Source organism: Pedobacter sp. 01N310, from assembly GCF_056399805.1.
This window is the reverse complement of record NZ_JBFTSB010000007.1, coordinates 96,528-116,445: the sequence shown is the minus strand read 5'-3', so window position 1 is coordinate 116,445 and position 19,918 is coordinate 96,528. Positions and strand designations below refer to the sequence as shown.

The following is a 19,918-nucleotide window of genomic DNA, read 5'->3' as shown; positions in this document are numbered from 1 at the left end:
TCCCTATTTTTAAACCAAATCAAAATTTATGAAATTAATCTGTTTAACGTTTCTACTGTCTCTAAGCCTTATGGTAAATGCCCAAAATAATTTTAAAGCCACTCAAATTAAGTTTGAAAGAGTAGAAAAGGCCTACAGTGAAAAATGGGAAACGATGAGAAAATTTGTTGTGGCAGGTGGCTATGGTGATCAGTTTTCGATGTTGATCAATGCCTATAAAACTGAAGGAAAACTAGAGATTTGGTTAAAAAATAATTCGGCAAAAACATATTCGTTGTTTAGAACATATGATTTCTGTGCACATTCTGGCACCATTGGTCCAAAAGTGATTGAAGGAGATGGGCAAACACCGGAAGGTTTTTATTACATTAACGTTTTTAACCCGATGAGTAATTTCCATCTATCGTTAGGCGTGAATTATCCAAACGCTGCAGATTATGCCCGAACTGGAAAGGGCAGAAAACCTGGAAGTGATATTTACATCCATGGTAATTGTGTAACCGTAGGTTGCATTCCTTTAACAGACGAAAAAATAAAAGAAGTTTATATTTTAGGGGTTGAGGCCAGAAATGCAGGCCAGGAAAAAATTCCGGTTAACATCTATCCTTTTAAAATGACAGATGGTAATATGAAGAAATATATTGCTCAATTTCCTACACAGGCTAGTTTTTGGAAATCGTTGCAGGTAGGCTATTTAGCTTTTGAGAAAAATAAAAACCAAGCAAATGTAAGTGAGGTAAAAGGGAAATATATTGTAAAATAGTTGGAGCGTTTTAATGTTAAAAGGTTGGAATGTTACAAGGCTACGTTTTCAAACCTTTCAACCTTCCAACCTTTCAATCTCTTAACCTTCTCTTACAGCATCCCACCGCAAACAGATAAAGTTTGGCCAGTTACGTAAGCACTCATATCTGAGGCTAAGAACACGCAAACATTGGCAATATCTTCAGTTTCCCCAGCACGTTTTAATGGAATATCTTTTTCCCATCCTTCAACAACTTTCGGATCAAGAATATCTGTCATTTCGGTGCGGATAAATCCTGGTGCCACTACGTTGGCACGGATATTTCTCGAACCTAATTCTTTAGCAATTGATTTGGTAAAACCGATGATACCAGCTTTAGATGCAGCATAATTTGCTTGTCCGGCATTACCTGTAGTGCCCACAATAGACCCCATATTGATAAAAACACCTTTACGGGCTTTCATCATTACTTTAGAGGCCGCTTTGGTTACGTTGAAAATCGATTTTAGGTTAATATTGATCACATCATCCCAGTTTTCTTCGCTCATACGCATCAATAAACCATCTTTGGTAATACCCGCATTGTTTACCACGATATCAATGGCACCAAATTCAGCTACGATATCATTGATCAATTGCTCCGCTTCGGCAAATTTAGAAGCATCAGAACGGTAACCTTTAACTTTTGTTCCAAAGCTTTGTAATTCCTGCTCTAAAGCTTCACCTTTTTCTACTGATGATAAATATGTGAAAGCCACATTAGCGCCCTGCTCGGCAAATTTTTCAGCTATTTTACGGCCGATTCCTTTAGATGCGCCTGTAATTAATGCTGTTTTTCCTTCTAATAATTTCATTATGAAATGTTGTAAAGTTGAAATGTTTTAATGTTGTAAAGTTAATACTAAAAACCAAATTGACTAATGAGTTTTGACTAATGCTCAGGATGACAACCACGCAAATTTGACTAATGACTTTTGACTAAAGACTCAGGACTAAACAGCTGGTTCTTGCTGGCTCAAACAATGAAAGCTTCCCAATCCCCAAATAATATCAACCGAATTGATACCGATCACTTTGCGATCAGTGAAACAGCCTTGAATAATATCTAAAGCTTTCTGGTCGTTTACATCATCAAAAACCGGAACAATTACAGCCGCATTAGCGATGTAAAAATTTGCATAAGATGCAGGCAGGCGAGTATCTTCATGAATAACCGGCGATGGCATTGGCAATTGAACAATATTCAATGATCTGCCATCTTTCAGCTTCATGGCTTTTAAAGCCTCTAGATTCTCTTGTAACAAGATATAATTTTCATCCAGCGGATTGCTTTCTACAACAGTTAAAACCGTATCCTCGTTTACAAAACGCGTAATATCATCAATGTGGCCGTCTGTATCGTCGCCAACGATTCCATCTCCTAACCATAATACCTGATCTTGACCATAATATTCAAGCAAATATTGTTCAATCTGCTCTTTGGTTAAATGCGGATTACGGTTTTCGTTCAACAAACAAGCAGTGGTGGTTAAAACCGTTCCTGCGCCATTAAATTCTACTGAACCTCCTTCCATCACAATATCTGGTGTAAACAAAGGTAAATCGAAATGTTGGGCAATTTTTGTCGGAACCACATCATCCAGGTCAAACGGAGGATATTTTCCACCCCAGGCGTTGTATCCCCAATCTACAACAGCCTTTTCATTTCCTTTCTGCAAAAACGCAGGACCGTGATCGCGGCACCAGGCATCGTTGGTTTCATTAAAATAAAATTCAATCTGACTTAAATCGGCATCTACTTTTGTTAATTCAGAAACAGCAAAAGCTTTCATTTCTTCATCTTTCACATTGATGCGTACCTTTTCGCCTTCGGTAACAGCTTTAATAAATTGGCAATATGGTTCGTAAATAGTTTCGATTTTATCTGGCCAAGAGGCTTCTTTATGTGGCCAGCTTAACCAAGTTGCCTCATGTTTTACCCACTCGGCAGGGAAAGCATAACCTTGTTGTTTCGGTGAATAATCGAATTGATTGATACTTAAATCTTTTTTAGGAGGGAAATTTGACATTTCGTGTAGTCTTTTAATTTAAAGGTGTCACATTGAGCTTGTCGAAATGTTAAGTCCTTCGACAGGCTCAGGATGACACCCATGTATGGTTTTCGCTTTAAGCTTTGGTCTTTAACCTTTCTGCTTAGTCCCCATCAATATATCTCTTCGTAATCGGCTGGTAAGAATCAATTCTTCTGTCTCTTAAAAAAGGCCAGTGTTTACGGAAGAAATCAGATTCTGATAAATTCAGTTCAACTACCTCGGTTTCTTCCTGATCGTGAGAACCTAAATAAAGTATTTTGCCTTGTGCGTTTGTGGCGAAACTTCCACCCCAGAATTTCATGGCACCATCTTGCTCAAAGCCTACGCGGTTTACACTCACTACAGGCACACCATTTGCAACCGCATGCGAACGTTGAATGGTTTGCCAAGCATTATATTGATCTTGATTGGTTTCTTCATCCTGATCGGTAGCCCAGCCAATTGCAGTTGGATAAAACATGATATCTGCACCCATTAATGCTGTAATACGTGAAGCTTCCGGATACCATTGATCCCAACAGATCAGGATACCAATTTTAGCAAACTTGGTTTGAAAAACCTTGTAGCCTAAATCGCCAGGGGTGAAATAAAACTTTTCATAATAAGCCGGATCATCAGGAATATGCATTTTACGGTATTTACCTAAATATGAACCATCAGCATCTAAAACCGCAGTTGTATTGTGGTATAAACCTTCAGCACGTTTCTCAAACAAAGAAGCGATAATTACCACACCCAATTCTTTGGCTACCACTTGTAAAGCATCAGTAGATGGTCCAGGAATAGCTTCAGCTAAATCGAAATTGTCGTAATCTTCAACATCGCAGAAATACAAAGAAGTAAAAAGCTCTTGCAAACACACAATCTGTGCGCCTTTTGCAGCTGCTTCCCTTACTTTAACAATCGCTTTATCTAAATTTTCTTGTTTATCTTTAGTACAACTCATTTGTACCAAGCCAACTTTTACTTTCTTCATTTTTTAAAATTATTGGATGAGCGAATGATGGAATGAATGAATTATTAAGCCATTCAATCATTCAAAATTCTATCATTCTAAATCTGGCTGCAAAGTTACTATTTTGTTTAAAAGTAGAACGGCATAATAATGTAATTGTTTTTCGGAAAAGCAAAATGTAAGTGGAACCAAATGTTATATTTATAATACGAATTTGCCTTTGTTCGATTATATTACAAGCCCAATGATTTTTTTTGGTTGCTTTGCCCAACGCGATCGTCATGCTGAATTTATTTCAGCATCTTTTATATCATTAAGACCCTGAAATAAATTCAGGGTGACGTAGCTGATAAAAAAACCTAAAAATATTCTACTAATTATCGATGGGATTACAACAAAAAGCCCCGATTCTCATCGAGGCTTTCCGTTTTACTTTAAAACCAAATTAAGGGTTTATATTGTCCTTTTTAGGTTTTGCTTTTGTTTCTACAATTTCTGCAACCGCTACCACTTCTTTCCGCTGTGCTGGGTCCATCAACTCCATCAACTTCAATCCCAATAGCCCATCCATTGCTGAACCGCCGTGATTACCTCCACTACCACCAATCAGTACATCAGGAATCAGTTTCACATTACCTTTCGATAACTCTTCGGTAATTTTGTAACGGGTAAAGTTTTCGCCGCCCAAAGCTTTCACAGCAAGTTCGTAAGCTTCGGCGGTTGATTTACCTACCGCTAAAATTTTACCTGCTTCTGCATTACCGGTTAACGAAATCTGTTCAGCCTCTGCTGATGCCCTTAACTTAATCGCTTCCGAATCGGCCTGTGCTCTTGCTTTGGTGGCTTCAGCCTCTGCATGCGCCCTCATTTTTGTAGCCTCAGCCTCTGCTCCTACAGCTAATTTTACGCCAGCCGCATCACCTTCAGATTTTTTAACGGTTGCACTTGCCGTACGTTCGGCAATCTCTACACTTTGTTGTGCCTTCACAATATCTTTCTGCATATCGGCAATCGCGGTTTCTTTCTCCATCCCCTGGCGTGTTTCCTGTGCCTGTTTCTGGGTTTCGTAAGTAACCTTTTGTTCTTCTGCAATTTTACGGTCGGTTAAGGTTTTCATTAACGATTCTGGCGGAACAATATCACCAATTAACGTATCAACCGCATTTACGTTATACTCATCAAGCACTTTACGGATATGTTCTTTAGCCGATTCCTGACGCTCTTTACGGGTACTTAAGAAAGCAATCACATCACTTCCTTGTGCGGAGTTACGGAAATAGTTACCAATGGTGGGTTCTAAAACCTGCGAAACCAAATTCACCATATTACCAAAACGTGCAATTACTTTAGGAGCTTCTGTAGTTGGTACGTGAATAATCTGCGCGACATCCAAATTGAACGGGAAACCATCTTTAGAACGTACGGTAATGGTTGATAGGTTTTTATCCAGATTATGCGCCTCACTACGCGCCGATGCCCAGTTTAATACCAAATTGGTTGTTGGTACCAGTTCTACCTTCATAATGTATTTGTTAATCGGATATTTACCCGGACCAAGTGGCTCGAGCCAAACACCTTTAGAACCTTTTCCGACAATATTACCGTGTTTAAAGTCTGCACCGGTTAAGTCATTTCCGTCTGTACCAATAAATGAGATTACAACACCAACATAACCGATTGCAATTTCGGTCATCGGAATTTCCTCTAATTGGATTGCCCATGGATTGAGGTTATAAGAACCCGCCAAAATTACCTGGGGCTGCAAACCACGGTTACCACCTTGTTTTATAAAGGCATCGAAATCCTGGAAATTGTTGTGTCCATCAACAAGCTTGCCCGCAATTTGATTGGCCTCAATCGGTAAACCATCTAAAGTGGTTACAATGCCCACCATGCTTTCCTGAATGCGAATCATATCCGTAACAGAAACCTGAAACAGCATCGTATTGATACGATAAGAACCCGAGGTAATGTAAGACGTTTGCCGGCCTCGCTGACCACCATTTTCGAGAAACTTCACCGCATCCTGAAAGTTATCAGATTCTACCCTTTGCCCAAGGATATTCCCCGTTGGGATTTCGGAACCATCTTTGGCCATAATCAGTCCGATTTTCCCTTCAGGAATAATGGTAAACTGTTCCATCGTTACACTGTACTGCCAAAACCACATCCCGAAGTACAATCCTGGCGCCAGTGTTTTTCCCTGGAAACCGGCTTCGCCTTTAACCGCGATGATGCGACCATCGGGCAGCTCCCGATCGGAACCAAAGAGCACGAATTTTTTAGTAATCAACCCGATTCTATCTTCGGGTACGATGACCATCCCGAATAAGAAACGTAAAATATATTTGTATAAAACTATGCACAACAGTGCCACTAAAACCCACCAGTAATTAGAAATGAGCGCTTCCATAATCTTTTATATTTTCTATTTTTTTAACCTGATAAACCATTTATCAAGCACGATATAGATATCAAACGGCGTGCTTTGTTACCATTTTTAACACTTATTTTTTAACTATTTTTTATTGATTTTAAGGCCTCAAAGATGACTCAGGATCGATTTTCGAAAGAATACCAACTGCAGATGACATTTTCAGGAATACCCCGCCTCAACGCTTATAAACCACAAAAACTAACCTTTTGGGTTTTATTGAATACCTGAGGAAATTTTAAATGTATAATTAACAATTAATAGAAAAAAGCTGTCCTTTTTTAGACCTATACAATTGACCAAATTGGAGTACAGTACTTCACCAGAATTAGAAACCTGAGTTCGATTATTAAATCTCACTTTGTGACATTTGAATCAAGTTTTCAGTTAAGGCGGTCGTCACCCTGAATTTATTTCAGGGTCTTTCACGCTAAAAAGATGCTGAAATAAATTCAGCAGGACGATAAAGCTGGATTAGGCGTGTATAAGATATGATTTTCACCTAATAATTATCGAACTCAGGTTAGAACCAAATAGAGATGAACAGAAATAAAGAATTTTCAGAAAAGCACAATACCCGGATTAACTAAACCCGATTGTACGAATGCCGATTCCTTCAATCGGCAGAAGGGAAAGCGGGACAGGAACCAAACCAAAAGAACAGGAACCTGCTTTTCAAATGATTTTTCTTAATATTATGATGACCTGTGCTTTACAAACGGTTAACAGATTCGGTCTGCGAGCCACAGACCATGGAAGCTGGCAACAAAAATCACAAAATTTTATACGCCTATTTCTACACGATATTCTTGCTGTAACTCAAATAAACATTTGGCGCAGAGGCAGCCATCGTACAATTCGGAGATATATTGCACTTCATTAATGCTTAACTGCACTACACTGCACTGGCATTTGGTATAAGAATTTGCCTTGCATTCAATGGCACCATTACATCGCTCGCAAGGAATGATTTCGTGTTTGGCGCTATGTTTTAAGGTATTGTTCATTTGTTCAATGGTCATTAGTTCACTGGTGTATGGTGCTTTAGAAACTAATGAACCAATGGCTAATGAACTACTGAACCAACACAAAAGTATAAACAAAAAATAAGGTTTTGAGCGTTTGCCCAAAACCTTACACTAACATTGCTTAAAACTTGGAATCCCTACTGCAATAACATTACAGTATAATAATAGCCAGTCTGAGAAGAAACTACATTAACATATTTTATTTGTTGAGGCGAAACTTCTGTAAGGATATACTTCACTCCTTTAATCGTAATTTCTGCTTTAGCGATACTATAAGAGCTTGTATCTATTTTACTTTCTGTAGCATCGCACTTTTCAGTACCATTATCAATTTTTATTACACCATCAACACTAAAAGAGTAAACATCATCCTTTTCACAATCTATGGGTAAGATATATATATTAAGTAGTGGATTCGAACCAGGGCTTTTATCCACTGTGGCTCTTTTCCAAGTTCGCTTAGTGAGATAATCTAAAGGGCCCTTCTCTTCTGTTTCATCTTTTTTACAATTCGAGAAAAGCAGAATGGCAGAAATCAAAATCAATGTTACAAATCGTTTCTTATTCATATGGATAATAATAGAAAAATTTTGGCTAAAAATTACAGCCATTAACAATGTGCACCATATCGTAAAAAAGGTTTTGAGCGTTTGCCCAAAACCTTACGATATTATTAGATTCGTCATCCTGAACTTGTTTCAGGATCTGCTTGATAGATGCTGAAACAAATTCAGCATGACGAGTTTACTAGCCTGAGCAGCTGATACAGCCTTCTTCCATTGAACAAACTGGTCCGTCAACGATTTCTTCTGCAACCTGATCTTGTGTCATTTCAGCTGGAATAACCGCTTCAATGGCTTTACCACCTTGGTTCTCTACTGTAAATTTAACGGCTTGAGAAGCTGCTTGTGTACGCAAGTAATACATACCGGTTTTTAAACCTTTCTCCCATGCGTAGAAGTGCATTGAAGTTAATTTTGAAGTATTTGGTGCATTGATAAACAAGTTTAACGATTGCGATTGGCAGATATAAGCACCACGATCGGCAGCCATATCGATGATGTTACGCATTTTAATCTCCCAAACCGTTTTGTACAATTCTTTAATGTAATCTGGAATCGAATCAATTGCCTGAACAGAACCGTTAGCCAATATGATCTGGTTTTTCATATCGTTGTTCCATAAACCTAACGCTACTAAATCTTTCAATAAATGTTTGTTTACCACTACAAACTCTCCACTTAATACACGGCGGGTGTAAATGTTAGAAGTATATGGTTCGAAACATTCGTTGTTACCTAAAATTTGAGAAGTAGATGCTGTTGGCATTGGTGCAACCAATAATGAGTTGTACACACCATCTTTAACTACTTTTTTGCGCAATGCATTCCAGTCCCAACGGCCACTATCTGGTGTAACATTCCATAAATCGAACTGGAATTTACCTTTTGATAATGGAGAACCTTTAAATGTTTGGTAAGGACCATTTTTCACAGCCAAATCGTGCGAAGCGGTCATCGAAGCGAAATAGATCGTCTCGAAAATATCTTTATTTAAACGTTTAGCCTCATCACTTTCGAAAGGTAAACGCAATAAGATAAAGGCATCAGCCAAACCTTGTACACCTAAACCAACGGGACGATGGCGCATGTTTGAGTTTTCGGCTTCTGGTACTGGATAATAGTTATGATCGATGATTTTGTTCAGGTTTAAAGTAGCCTGATAAGTTACATCGTATAATTTTTGGTGATCGAAAGCACCGTTGATTACGAAACGAGGCAATGCCAACGATGCTAAGTTACAAACCGCAACTTCATCTTTAGAGGTGTACTCGATAATTTCGGTACACAAGTTAGAGCTCTTAATGGTACCTAAATTCTGTTGGTTAGATTTGCTGTTCGCTGCATCTTTAAACAACATGTAAGGCGTACCGGTTTCAATTTGCGAATCTAAGATAGCAAACCAAAGTTCTTGTGCTTTAATGGTTTTACGGCCACGACCTTCTACTTCATATTTAGCGTATAATTCTTCGAATTCCTTACCGAAACAATCTGCCAAACCTGGTGCTTCGTGCGGGCAGAATAATGTCCAATCGCCATTATCTTTAACACGTTGCATAAACAAATCGTTAATCCAAAGGGCATAAAACAAATCGCGCGCACGCATTTCTTCTTTACCGTGGTTTTTACGAAGATCTAAGAATTCGAAAACATCTGCATGCCAAGGTTCTAAATAAATAGCAAAGGCACCTTTACGTTTACCTCCACCCTGATCTACGTAACGTGCAGTATCGTTAAATACACGTAACATTGGAATAATACCGTTACTTGTACCGTTTGTACCACCAATATATGATCCTGTTGCACGGATGTTGTGGATACTTAAACCAATGCCACCTGCACTTTGCGAAATTTTAGCTGTTTGTTTTAAAGTATCGTAAATACCTTCGATGCTATCATCCTGCATGGTTAACAAGAAACATGACGACATTTGAGGTTTTGGTGTAGCTGCGTTAAACAAAGTTGGTGTAGCATGTGTAAACCAACGCTCGCTCATTAAGTTATAGGTTTTGATTGCGCTATCGATATCTTCTTTGTGGATACCAACAGAAACACGCATAAACAAATGTTGAGGGCGCTCTACAATCTGACCGTTAACTTTTAAAAGGTAAGATTTTTCCAACGTTTTAAAACCGAAATAATCGAAACCGAAATCGCGGTCGTAAATGATAGAACTATCTAAAATATCTTTGTTTTTTTCTATAATCTCATAAACATCATCAGCGATAAGCGGAGCCGCTTTCTGCGCTTTCGGGTCGAAATATTCGTACAACATTTTCATCGTACCCGAGAATGATTTAGTGGTGTTTTTATGTAGGTTGGAAACCGCAATACGCGATGCCAACAAAGCGTAATCAGGGTGTTTTGTTGTTAACGAGGCAGCAGTTTCTGCAGCAAGGTTATCCAACTCAGATGTTGTTACACCATCGTATAAACCTTCGATAACCTTTTTGGCTACATCGATTGGATCTACCAGATCTGAATTTAAACTATAGCACAACTTTTGAATGCGGGCTGTGATTTTGTCAAATTGCACCGCTTCTTTGCGGCCATCTCTTTTTAGTACGAACATATTTTATGAGATTTAAGTTTTATTATTAAGTCGTGAGTATCAAGTATCAAGACCTAATCATCACTTTGTATTTTTTGTTATTTATTTATTAGTATCGAGTAGCAGGTAACAAGTAGCGAGATTAAAACCTTTTGCCTTCTACTTTAAAAGTCTTCATCTAAAGAAAACGCCTGTTTATTATTATCAGCAGAGGTTAATACACCACTTTTCTGATAATCGCCAACACGTTTCTCGAAGAAGTTGGTTTTACCCTGCAATGAAATCATTTCCATAAAATCGAATGGATTGGTTGCATTGTAGATTTTTTTGTAACCCAGCTCCTGTAACCACCTGTCGGCTACAAATTCGATATACTGACTCATTAATTTTGCATTCATACCAATTAGCGCAACTGGTAATGCATCAGTAATAAATTCCTTTTCAATTTCTACAGCATCACGAATAATGCCATGAACCGCTTCTTCGCTCAATTTATTGCTCAACATGCTGTAAAGTAAACAAGCAAATTCGCAATGTGAACCCTCGTCTCTCGAGATCAGCTCGTTACTGAAAGTTAGTCCCGGCATTAAACCACGTTTCTTTAACCAGAAAATAGAACAGAAACTTCCGCTGAAGAAAATACCTTCAACCGCAGCAAATGCCACTAAACGCTCGGCAAAAGTTCCGTTTTCAATCCAGCGTAAAGCCCATTCTGCTTTTCTTTTCACCGCAGGTACGGTATCAATGGCATGGAACAAACGGTCTTTTTCTTCTGGATCCTTAATATAAGTATCGATTAACAGGGCGTAGGTTTCTGCATGGATATTTTCCATCATAATCTGGAAACCATAAAAACAACGTGCTTCTGGCAATTGAACCTCACTCATGAAGTTTACCGCAAGATTTTCGTTCACAATACCATCACTAGCAGAAAAGAAAGCAAGGATGTGCGAAATGAAATGTCTTTCGCCATCGTTTAAATTGTCCCAGTGTTTCTGGTCGTCAGAAAGATCAATCTCTTCTGCAGTCCAAAAACTAGCTTCGGTCTTTTTATACATTTCCCAGATTGCCGGATACTTAATCGGCAAAAGCACAAATCTATCTTTGTTTTCTTGTAGTAATAATTCCTGTTCCATACGCTGATGTTTTTAATTCTATTTTTTTAACAGAGCCGACAAAGGCACGCATCCATCAATTTTATATGATGATTGTAATGTCTTTTATCAAAACGCTGTTGTGAAAGTGCTAACCCTATTGCCTGACAAACAACTGAGTTTTTAGTTAGGGAAAATTTAAAATTGCAATCAGGTGATGTACGTATAAATTACTAAAAACTAAGCTTTTATATTTGTTTTCAAGCGCAAGAAGTTAAAGAACTTTGTTATAACAAATATATATACGGTGGCCCTTTTTTGTGAACCAAAGTTGTTAACACCCTGCTCAATTGCTGGGGAAAAACGATCAGTCGAATATCATTTTCAAGCGAAAAAAAAGCTAATCGTTTCTTTTCAAGGGCTTAGCAAACCAAAACGAGTGTTAATAACTTAAATTTGAGGGGTATAATCGGCACTAAATAGAGCTAAAAGGAGTATTACTCAACTGTATAACTGAGGCTTACTTTAGCTATGCCTTTACGGAAGATACCGATCTGTTTTGCAGCACGTTCAGACAGATCTATAGCTAATCTTTTAGAGAAAGGACCACGGTCATTTACCTTCACAACTACCGATTTTCCGTTGTCTGGATTGGTTACTGTAACCAGGGTGCCGAATGGCAATGTACGATGGGCAGCTGTTAGCTTTTTTGCCCGGTATTTGGCGCCACTGGTGGTGCGGCGGCCTTCGAATTTTCTGTGATAATAAGTGGCGAGAACTGTTTTTTTGATACTATCCGGTTCATTTGATGAATCGGAATCTTGTGCTTTACCTTGTAAAAACAGGAAACAAAAACTTAATAACAGCAGATACTTCATAGGCTAAATTTTCTTTATCGAGCCTGCAAATATAAGCATTTAGTTTATAATCAATAATTTGTGGAAAAACAGCCTTATTTTATGCATTAAAAAAGGCGTACAACTTATCGCTGTACGCCCCTACCTAACCCTTCTACATCCACCTTATTTTTGATCTGGCACGAAATTCATTGAGATCGAATTTACGCAATGACGGGTGTCTTTATTGGTAAATCCTTCGCCCAAAAATACGTGACCTAAATGTGCGCCACAATTGGCGCAAACAATTTCTGTGCGCGAGCCATCAGCATCAGGAATACGCTTTACAGCGCCTTTAATTTCGTCATCGAAAGCAGGCCAGCCGCAGTGTGCATCGAACTTACTTTCCGAACGGTATAAGGCCGCATTACAACGCTTACAGGTATAAGTTCCTTTATCTGTTGTATGTTCATATTTACCTGTACCAGGGTATTCTGTACCTTTATTTACAATTACTCTTTCTTCTTCGGGTGTTAATGGATTCCAGTTCATTTTCTTTTTTGGTATGATTTGTTCTGTTTCCTTCGATTGTTTTACGGCTTTCTTATCTTGCTTTTGGGCACAAGCAGAAATACCTGTTATTAAAACAACAGCAGAAACCAAAAATAGTTTATTTAACATCGTTTTCATACTTCAATATACGCTATAGATTCTGTTTTGGTTTGCAGGTTTAGCGGTTTGTATTAGTGTTTACCTCACCCTGACAAAGTTGGTGGGTTATTTCCCTTTTCTGCACAGAGGATGTATCATAAATATAGATTGTCATCCTGAGCTGAAATCGTCTTTATGATGCAACCCCAAACAAGGGGTAGTGGTTTTAACCTTAAGCATTAAGATTCCCGCCTGCGCGGGAATAACGCCATAAGAAGAAAGATGGCCGTAACACCCCAACTTTGTGTTCTTTGCGACTTAGTGGTTAAACATAAATTGCATCCTTTGCGGTTAAAAATAGTGCCTAACACAAAAAGCGCCTCGAAATTAATCGAAACGCTTTTCTATAAAGAGATTTTTAAATTTTATTTTGCTAATTCTTCTGCCATTGCAGCACCGATTTCAGCAGGACTTTCTACTACACGGATACCACACTCGCGCATGATTTTCATTTTAGCAGCTGCAGTATCATCAGCACCACCCACAATAGCACCAGCGTGGCCCATTCTACGTCCCGGAGGCGCAGTTTGACCAGCGATGAAACCAACAACAGGTTTAGTACCGTGTTCTTTGATCCAGCGGGCAGCTTCTGCTTCCATTCCACCACCAATTTCACCAATCATGATGATACCGTGAGTTTCAGGATCGTTCATTAATAATTTAACTGCTTCTACAGTAGGTGTTCCAATAATTGGGTCACCACCGATACCGATAGCCGTTGTAATACCTAAACCAGCTTTAACAACCTGATCTACCGCTTCGTAAGTTAAAGTTCCTGATTTAGAAACCACACCTACATGACCTTTTTTGAAGATAAAACCTGGCATGATACCGATTTTAGCTTCATCAGCAGTAATTACACCCGGGCAGTTAGGGCCGATAAGCGTAACATCGCGATCAGCAATATATTCTTTAACCTGAATCATATCCTTAGTTGGGATACCTTCAGTAATACAAACAATAACTTTAATACCGCCTTCGGCAGCTTCCATAATTGCATCAGCAGCAAAAGCTGGTGGCACGAAAATGATAGATACATTTGCACCCGTTTTATCAACGGCATCTTTAACAGTATTAAAAACAGGCTTATCTAAATGCAATTGCCCACCTTTGCCAGGCGTTACACCACCAACTACGTTTGTACCATAGGCCAGCATCTGCTCAGCGTGGTAAGTTCCTTCGTTTCCGGTAAAACCCTGAACGATAACCTTAGAATCTTTATTTACTAAAACGCTCATGTATCAATATTTTTTTTGTGCAAAGCTAATATTATTGAACTGGAATTCAAATCTAAAACCATATTATTTAGTCCGTTTTTTCAGGAAAATGTAAGGAAATGGTTTATGGCACCTGTAGCCCGTCATAGACTTTATTCAGAAGTAAAGTTGAGACTGCCTTTATGGGGTTTAGGCATGAAAGGTAAAAGTTTTTTGGCGCTACATCAGGAGCAAGCCTTTCGATTATAAACCTGACAATAGCGAACACCGAACGTAGAGAGGTAAAGCGGATGGCAGGACTTAAAAGGCCAAGAACTACTGCACATTCGTTTTCAAAGCAAAAACATTAAGGCTTAGGATTAGAAAATGAGCGGTCCAGTTCTTTTGGAGGGCTACACTCCCGCTCTTCGTTCTTTCCCGACGTAAAGTCGGGACCACTGCGATCGGGTTTAGTAACAAAGTGCTGGTGCTTGTGGCAACATCCAGGCAAAACGCTTAAATTTACCTTTTGAGCGGAAAGACTAAAGACCAAAGCGGAAAGTCTAAAAACCCAGACAAAACTTAAGCCAATTATAAAACGTATATGATCAAGAAGCTAATCCCAATCGTAACCATTTTTGTTTCAACCTTTATTTCAGTTAAGGCCAGCGCACAAAGTACCGATACCAGCAAATACATCCTCCAAAACGATATTGAAGTAGCCAAAGAGGAACCTGGTACGCATAACGGCGGGGGTAAAACCATCGGCTTTAACTTTTTTAGTGATGCCAAAAATCTTAAAACAGCATTCCGAAAAAGAACTTTAAAACCGGGTTCCTCTATCGGATACCATTTGCAAAAAGAAGATGAGATTTATTACGTACTCAGCGGAAACGGAACCATGCAGATGAATGGAAAAACTTTTGCGGTTAAACCTGGTGATGCCATTTTAACCCGCCCAGGTAGCTCGCATGGTATTGCCCCAAATGCCGGTAATGATTTGACTATTATGATTGTTTACGAGAAGAAATGATGATATTCGAACCTAAGCCACTTCCCTCCCCCTTCGGAAGGGATAAGGGAAGGATAGCGCTATTTTTCATCCCCCTGCCCCCTTCAAAGGGGGACCTTGAACATTACAACTAGAGAACAGATAACCAAAAATGGAACTGGAAAAACATTATACCAATAGAACGGGCTGGCTAAGGGCTGCTGTACTTGGTACCAACGACGGCATTATTTCTACAGCCAGTTTGGTTATTGGTATTGCCGCAGCGAGCGATACCAGAAGTCCGATTGTATTAGCGGCACTGGCCGGTTTGGTTGCAGGGGCATTATCTATGGCAGCAGGAGAATATGTTTCAGTAAGTTCTCAGTCCGATATTGAAAAAGCAGATCTTGCACGCGAGAAAATAGAACTCGAAACCATGCCCGAATTGGAGCTGAAAGAGCTCGCTAAGATATATGTTATACAAGGGCTTGATGAAGATCTGGCCATGCAGGTAGCCATAAAATTAACCGAGAAAGATGCCTTAGGCACACATGCCAGAGATGAACTGGGTATTAACGAAATTACACAGCCCAAGCCGCTTCAAGCTGCTTTTGCATCTGGCGCCTCCTTTATCAGCGGCGGTATTTTACCTTTTTTAGTTGCTTTTCTTGCCCCAATAAAATCGATGGTGTTTTATCAATATGGTTTTGCTATTGTATTCTTAGCTTTATCGGGCGCAATTGCAGCGAAGGCAGGGGGATCTAGTATGATTAAAGGGATATTACGGATTTGTTTCTGGGGCACGGTTGCCATGGTAGTAACTGCTCTGGCTGGGTATATTTTCGAGGCAAAGACCAGTTAATTAAACCACATAAGGATTCATAATCCACTTATGCAAAAAAGCCGTTCTGATATAAAATCAGGACGGCTTTGCTTTACTTAATCTCTTGTAATTCGTCATTCTGAATTTATTTCAGAATCTTTTAAAAGCTATTCTAATCAAAATAGACCCTGAAATAAATTCAGGGTGACGAACAGACAAAGTATACTATATAAAATTTATCCTAAAGACTTTTAGCTTCAGCTTTAGGACTATCTGCTTTAGGTTTTGGTTCAGTTTTCCAGGCTTTTACCCATTCGGCCTGTGCAGCTTCGTCATGGAAGGTCCATGCTACGAAACGGCTTATTTTTTGCCCCTGGCTCATTTGAACGGTGGTTACCTCAAAAGCATTTGCTTTAACCAATGCACTATAGATACTTTTTAAGTTGGCACTTTTTGATACCAATGAGGTAAACCATAAAACCTGATTTTTGATCTGCTCACTCTGGATAATCATCTGTTCTACAAAAGCACGCTCACCACCCGGGCACCAAAGCTCGGCCTTGTTACCGCCAAAGTTTAATACGTGTTTTACTTCCTTTTCATTTCCGCCCAGGTTACGCCATTTCTGACGGGTACCTTGCTCGGCTTCTTTTAAAGAAGCATGAAACGGTGGGTTACAAACCACGGCATCGAAACGCTCTTTGCCACCAACAATACCTCTAAAAATACCCATTTTTGAAGATTGCTGACGGATTTCTACTGCCCCTTGTAGGGGTTTATTCGCTTCGATAATGCGCTTAGCCGAATCGACCGAAAGTGGATCGATCTCAGAACCTACGAAACTCCAGCCATATTCCTGGTGACCAATGATGGGGTAAATACAGTTTGCACCTACACCAATATCCAATACATTAATATTAGCTCCTTTAGGGTTTTTACCTTTATTGCTTGACCCTAATAGATCGGCAACATAGTGAATATAATCGGCCCGGCCCGGAATAGGCGGACAAAGAAAATCCTGAGGAATGTCCCACTGTGAAATGTTATAAAAATATTTCAACAATGCCCTATTAAGTGCTTTAACGGCGCTTTGATCTGCAAAATCGATAGAATCATCATTGTGTTCGTTTTTAAAAACGAAACGCTTTAATTCTTTTGAGGTTGCAATAAGTTGTTTGAAATTGTAACGCGAACGGTGTTTGTTGCGTGGGTGTAACTCGCTTTTTTCCTTGCGGTTATTTTGTTCTTCTTGAGCCAATGTGCTGTGGATTAATTAAACAAGCTGTGTGCATGTTTCTAGCACAAAGGTACATAAAAAGGTTGAAGGTGTGAAGGCTGAGGGTAGAAGGGGTTTCGGAGCGTTCGTCATGCTGAATTTATTTTACAAGTAGAGACAGTATTTTCAACTGCCTTGTAGCTACTCCGTGGTCAGCATCTTTCCTGCTATTAAGACCCTGATCCCGATGAATCGGGACAGGGTGATGCTTCGAGAGGATAGCTCTAAACTACACCTCCTCTGCTTTTTCTATCATTGCAGGCTGAATAGCTTTCTGATACTTTGCTTCATCAAACTGGTTTTCACTTTTAGCAATTACGATGGTGGCCACGCCGTTTCCGATTACATTGGTTATAGCCCTTGCTTCGCTCATAAAACGGTCTACACCAATTAATATGGAGATATGTTCTATCGGCATAATTTTCAAAGCGGTTAAGGTTGATACCAAAACGATAAAACCACTCCCTGTTACCCCAGCTGCACCTTTAGAAGTAACCATGAGCACACCTAAAACTGTAATCTGCTGACCTAAGGATAAATCGACATGAAAAACCTGACAAAGAAATATAACGGCCATGGCCAGGTAAATTGCAGTTCCATCAAGATTAAAAGAATAGCCGGTAGGGATAACCAAACCAACAACCGATTTATCGCACCCAATAGCTTCCATTTTCTGCATCATGCTTGGCAGTGCCGATTCGGAAGAAGAAGTACCCAGTACAATTAAAATTTCCTGTCGGATATACTTCAGGTAGGCCCACAAGCTAAAATTATAGTAGCGGCAAATTCCGTTTAAAACAATAAAAATGAACAGGATGCAGGTTAAATAAACTGAGCCCATCAGTTTGGCCATGCCCACTAAACTTTCCAAACCATGGGTACCGATGCTAAAAGCCATCCCGCCGAAAGCACCAATTGGCGCTAAACGCATTATCACCTTCATAATTTTGAAGAGCACTTTCGATATTTTATCGAAGGCATTTAATACGCTTGTTCCCTCTCCACCTAATTTATTTAAACCATAACCAAAAAGAATGGCAAACAGCAAAATCTGTAAAATGTTTCCCTCAGCAAAAGCGGCAATCACATTATGCGGGATAATATGCAGAAAAAACTCTGCCCAGTTCATATCTTTAGCTTGCTCGGCATAACCAACAATTTTTGTAGCATCGCTAGCCTTAGTTATCATTCCGGCACCTGGCTTTAAAACATTGGCTACCACTAAACCAATTGCAATAGCTACCGTACTTACAATTTCGAAATATAACAATGCTTTACCACCTACCCTGCCTACTTTTTTCATATCGCCCATGTGTGCGATTCCTAAAACAATAGTAAAGAATATAATTGGTGCAATTAACATGCTAATCAGGTTGATAAAACCCTGACTGATCAATTTAGCTGTAGGTGCAAAACCGGGGAAGAAAATCCCAACATTAATTCCTATTATGATGGCAAGGATAACCTGAAAGGTTAAATTGGAGAATACTTTTTTTACAAATTCTATAAATGTCATCTTTATTTTTTTAGGTGTTTTGGTTTGCTATTGAATAATGAACAGACCGTAAGCTTAAAATAATTTTATTTATAAATACTGACCTCAATTTTCCCGTCGGCAGTAATTGCACCTCTATACATTCCCTCGGTATTAAAGGGCATAGTCATATTTCCTTTTTTATCTAAAGCAATTAAACCACCGTTGCCACCCATTTTACCTACTTTATCTAACGCAATTTTCGATGCCTCTGCAACAGATAAGCCCTTATATTCCATTAAATCGGAAATGGTTTTTGCCACCACATTACGGATATAAAACTCGCCCCAACCAGTACAGGAAATACCTGCTGTTTCATTATTGCAGTAGGTACCTGCCCCTATAATTGGTGCATCGCCCACACGTCCGTATTTTTTGTTCGTCATACCACCGGTTGAAGTTCCCGCTGCCAGGTTTCCAGCCTTATCTAAAGCTACACAACCCACCGTACCAAATTTGTAATCGTGGTTTTTAATTCCAAATAATTCCGATTTTTTAGTTCCATGATCTAAAACCGCTTTGGTAGAATCTTCTTTAATGGCCTGTTGTAAGCCATCCCAACGTTCCTTAGTCCAGAAATATTTAGGATCAACGATTTCCAATCCAGCTTCTTTTGCAAACTGATCGGCACCTGCGCCAACCATCATTACATGCTCCGATTTTTCCATCACGGCTCTGGCAGCAGAAATTGGATTTTTTATGGTAGTTACCCCCGCAACGGATCCCGCCATTAAGGTTTTTCCATCCATTATTGCGGCGTCGAGCTCATTTCTGCCATCATGTGTAAAAACAGCACCTTTGCCAGCATTAAAATGTGGATCGTTTTCTAAAACGTGAATGGTTGCTTCAACAGCATCGAGGCTCGATTTACCTGCTTTAATTTCTGCATAACCTGCATTTAATGCTTGTGTTAAGGCAGCGATATAGGCAGCCTCTTTTTCGGGACTCATGTTCTTTTTGAGAATGGTGCCGGCACCACCGTGAATCACCATTACATATTTTTTCTGTTGTGCAGAAACCTGCAAGGCTAAAGCCGAAAACAAGAACAAGGCAAGTAATTTTAACCGTTTCATCTTCCTATTGGGTTTAAG

General features: G+C 39.3%; 17 protein-coding genes. 3 read left to right on the top strand and 14 right to left on the bottom strand.

Going from position 1 to position 19,918, the window contains the following annotated elements; genetic code table 11:
• Positions 1-28: 28 nt before the first annotated feature.
• The gene (locus AC1DNH_RS16040) at positions 29-763 is read left to right on the top strand and encodes a L,D-transpeptidase family protein (RefSeq protein WP_477580170.1); all 735 of its coding nucleotides are present in this window, start codon (positions 29-31) and stop codon (positions 761-763) included.
• A gap of 92 nt (positions 764-855) precedes the next feature.
• On the opposite strand, the gene fabG is transcribed toward AC1DNH_RS16040, so the two are convergent.
• The 11 genes from fabG to sucD all read right to left on the bottom strand — a co-directional run bounded on the left by fabG (position 856) and on the right by sucD (position 14,245).
• Positions 856-1,599, bottom strand: coding sequence for a 3-oxoacyl-[acyl-carrier-protein] reductase (fabG, locus tag AC1DNH_RS16035; protein WP_477609788.1), 744 nt, complete (start codon positions 1,597-1,599; stop codon positions 856-858).
• A gap of 138 nt (positions 1,600-1,737) precedes the next feature.
• Positions 1,738-2,814, bottom strand: coding sequence for an agmatine deiminase family protein (locus AC1DNH_RS16030; protein WP_477580174.1), 1,077 nt, complete (start codon positions 2,812-2,814; stop codon positions 1,738-1,740).
• Between the two features lie 124 nt (positions 2,815-2,938).
• Complete coding sequence (locus tag AC1DNH_RS16025; protein WP_477609786.1) at positions 2,939-3,814, bottom strand: carbon-nitrogen hydrolase; 876 nt, start codon at positions 3,812-3,814, stop codon at positions 2,939-2,941.
• A 424-nt stretch (positions 3,815-4,238) separates the two neighbouring features.
• Entirely contained in the window at positions 4,239-6,206 is a 1,968-nt protein-coding gene (locus AC1DNH_RS16020; RefSeq protein WP_477580178.1) for an SPFH domain-containing protein, read from the bottom strand.
• Positions 6,207-7,009: 803 nt separating this feature from the next.
• Positions 7,010-7,330 carry a cysteine-rich CWC family protein gene (locus tag AC1DNH_RS16015; protein WP_477580180.1) on the bottom strand — a complete coding sequence of 107 codons (321 nt, stop codon included), beginning with the start codon at positions 7,328-7,330 and terminating at the stop codon, positions 7,010-7,012.
• Positions 7,331-7,392: 62 nt separating this feature from the next.
• Positions 7,393-7,824, bottom strand: coding sequence for a hypothetical protein (locus AC1DNH_RS16010; RefSeq protein WP_477580182.1), 432 nt, complete (start codon positions 7,822-7,824; stop codon positions 7,393-7,395).
• A 178-nt stretch (positions 7,825-8,002) separates the two neighbouring features.
• Positions 8,003-10,387, bottom strand: a complete 2,385-nt coding sequence (locus AC1DNH_RS16005; RefSeq protein ID WP_477580184.1) for a ribonucleoside-diphosphate reductase subunit alpha — start codon at positions 10,385-10,387, stop codon at positions 8,003-8,005.
• A gap of 143 nt (positions 10,388-10,530) precedes the next feature.
• Entirely contained in the window at positions 10,531-11,502 is a 972-nt protein-coding gene (locus tag AC1DNH_RS16000; protein WP_477580186.1) for a ribonucleoside-diphosphate reductase small subunit, read from the bottom strand.
• A 455-nt stretch (positions 11,503-11,957) separates the two neighbouring features.
• Entirely contained in the window at positions 11,958-12,338 is a 381-nt protein-coding gene (locus AC1DNH_RS15995) for a septal ring lytic transglycosylase RlpA family protein (RefSeq protein ID WP_477580188.1), read from the bottom strand.
• A gap of 144 nt (positions 12,339-12,482) precedes the next feature.
• Positions 12,483-12,986 (bottom strand): methionine-R-sulfoxide reductase, encoded by a 504-nt coding sequence (locus AC1DNH_RS15990; RefSeq protein WP_215131388.1) that lies wholly within the window; start codon positions 12,984-12,986, stop codon positions 12,483-12,485.
• Positions 12,987-13,372: 386 nt separating this feature from the next.
• Positions 13,373-14,245: a succinate--CoA ligase subunit alpha gene (gene sucD, locus AC1DNH_RS15985; protein ID WP_029279034.1), complete on the bottom strand. Its 873-nt coding sequence runs from the start codon at positions 14,243-14,245 to the stop codon at positions 13,373-13,375.
• 562 nt (positions 14,246-14,807) lie between these two features.
• Between sucD and AC1DNH_RS15980 the strand changes: the two genes are divergently transcribed.
• Both AC1DNH_RS15980 and AC1DNH_RS15975 read left to right on the top strand, forming a co-directional pair.
• Entirely contained in the window at positions 14,808-15,236 is a 429-nt protein-coding gene (locus AC1DNH_RS15980) for a cupin domain-containing protein (RefSeq protein ID WP_477580191.1), read from the top strand.
• Between the two features lie 130 nt (positions 15,237-15,366).
• Positions 15,367-16,056 (top strand): VIT1/CCC1 transporter family protein, encoded by a 690-nt coding sequence (locus AC1DNH_RS15975; RefSeq protein WP_477580193.1) that lies wholly within the window; start codon positions 15,367-15,369, stop codon positions 16,054-16,056.
• A 202-nt stretch (positions 16,057-16,258) separates the two neighbouring features.
• Here AC1DNH_RS15975 and rlmF read toward each other — a convergent pair whose 3' ends face one another.
• From rlmF to AC1DNH_RS15960, 3 genes are all read right to left on the bottom strand, one after another.
• Positions 16,259-17,275 carry a 23S rRNA (adenine(1618)-N(6))-methyltransferase RlmF gene (rlmF, locus tag AC1DNH_RS15970; RefSeq protein WP_477580195.1) on the bottom strand — a complete coding sequence of 339 codons (1,017 nt, stop codon included), beginning with the start codon at positions 17,273-17,275 and terminating at the stop codon, positions 16,259-16,261.
• Positions 17,276-17,522: 247 nt separating this feature from the next.
• Positions 17,523-18,809: a C4-dicarboxylate transporter DctA gene (gene dctA / locus AC1DNH_RS15965; RefSeq protein ID WP_477608021.1), complete on the bottom strand. Its 1,287-nt coding sequence runs from the start codon at positions 18,807-18,809 to the stop codon at positions 17,523-17,525.
• A gap of 65 nt (positions 18,810-18,874) precedes the next feature.
• Positions 18,875-19,900: an isoaspartyl peptidase/L-asparaginase family protein gene (locus AC1DNH_RS15960; RefSeq protein ID WP_477585098.1), complete on the bottom strand. Its 1,026-nt coding sequence runs from the start codon at positions 19,898-19,900 to the stop codon at positions 18,875-18,877.
• Between the last annotated feature and the right edge of the window lie 18 nt (positions 19,901-19,918).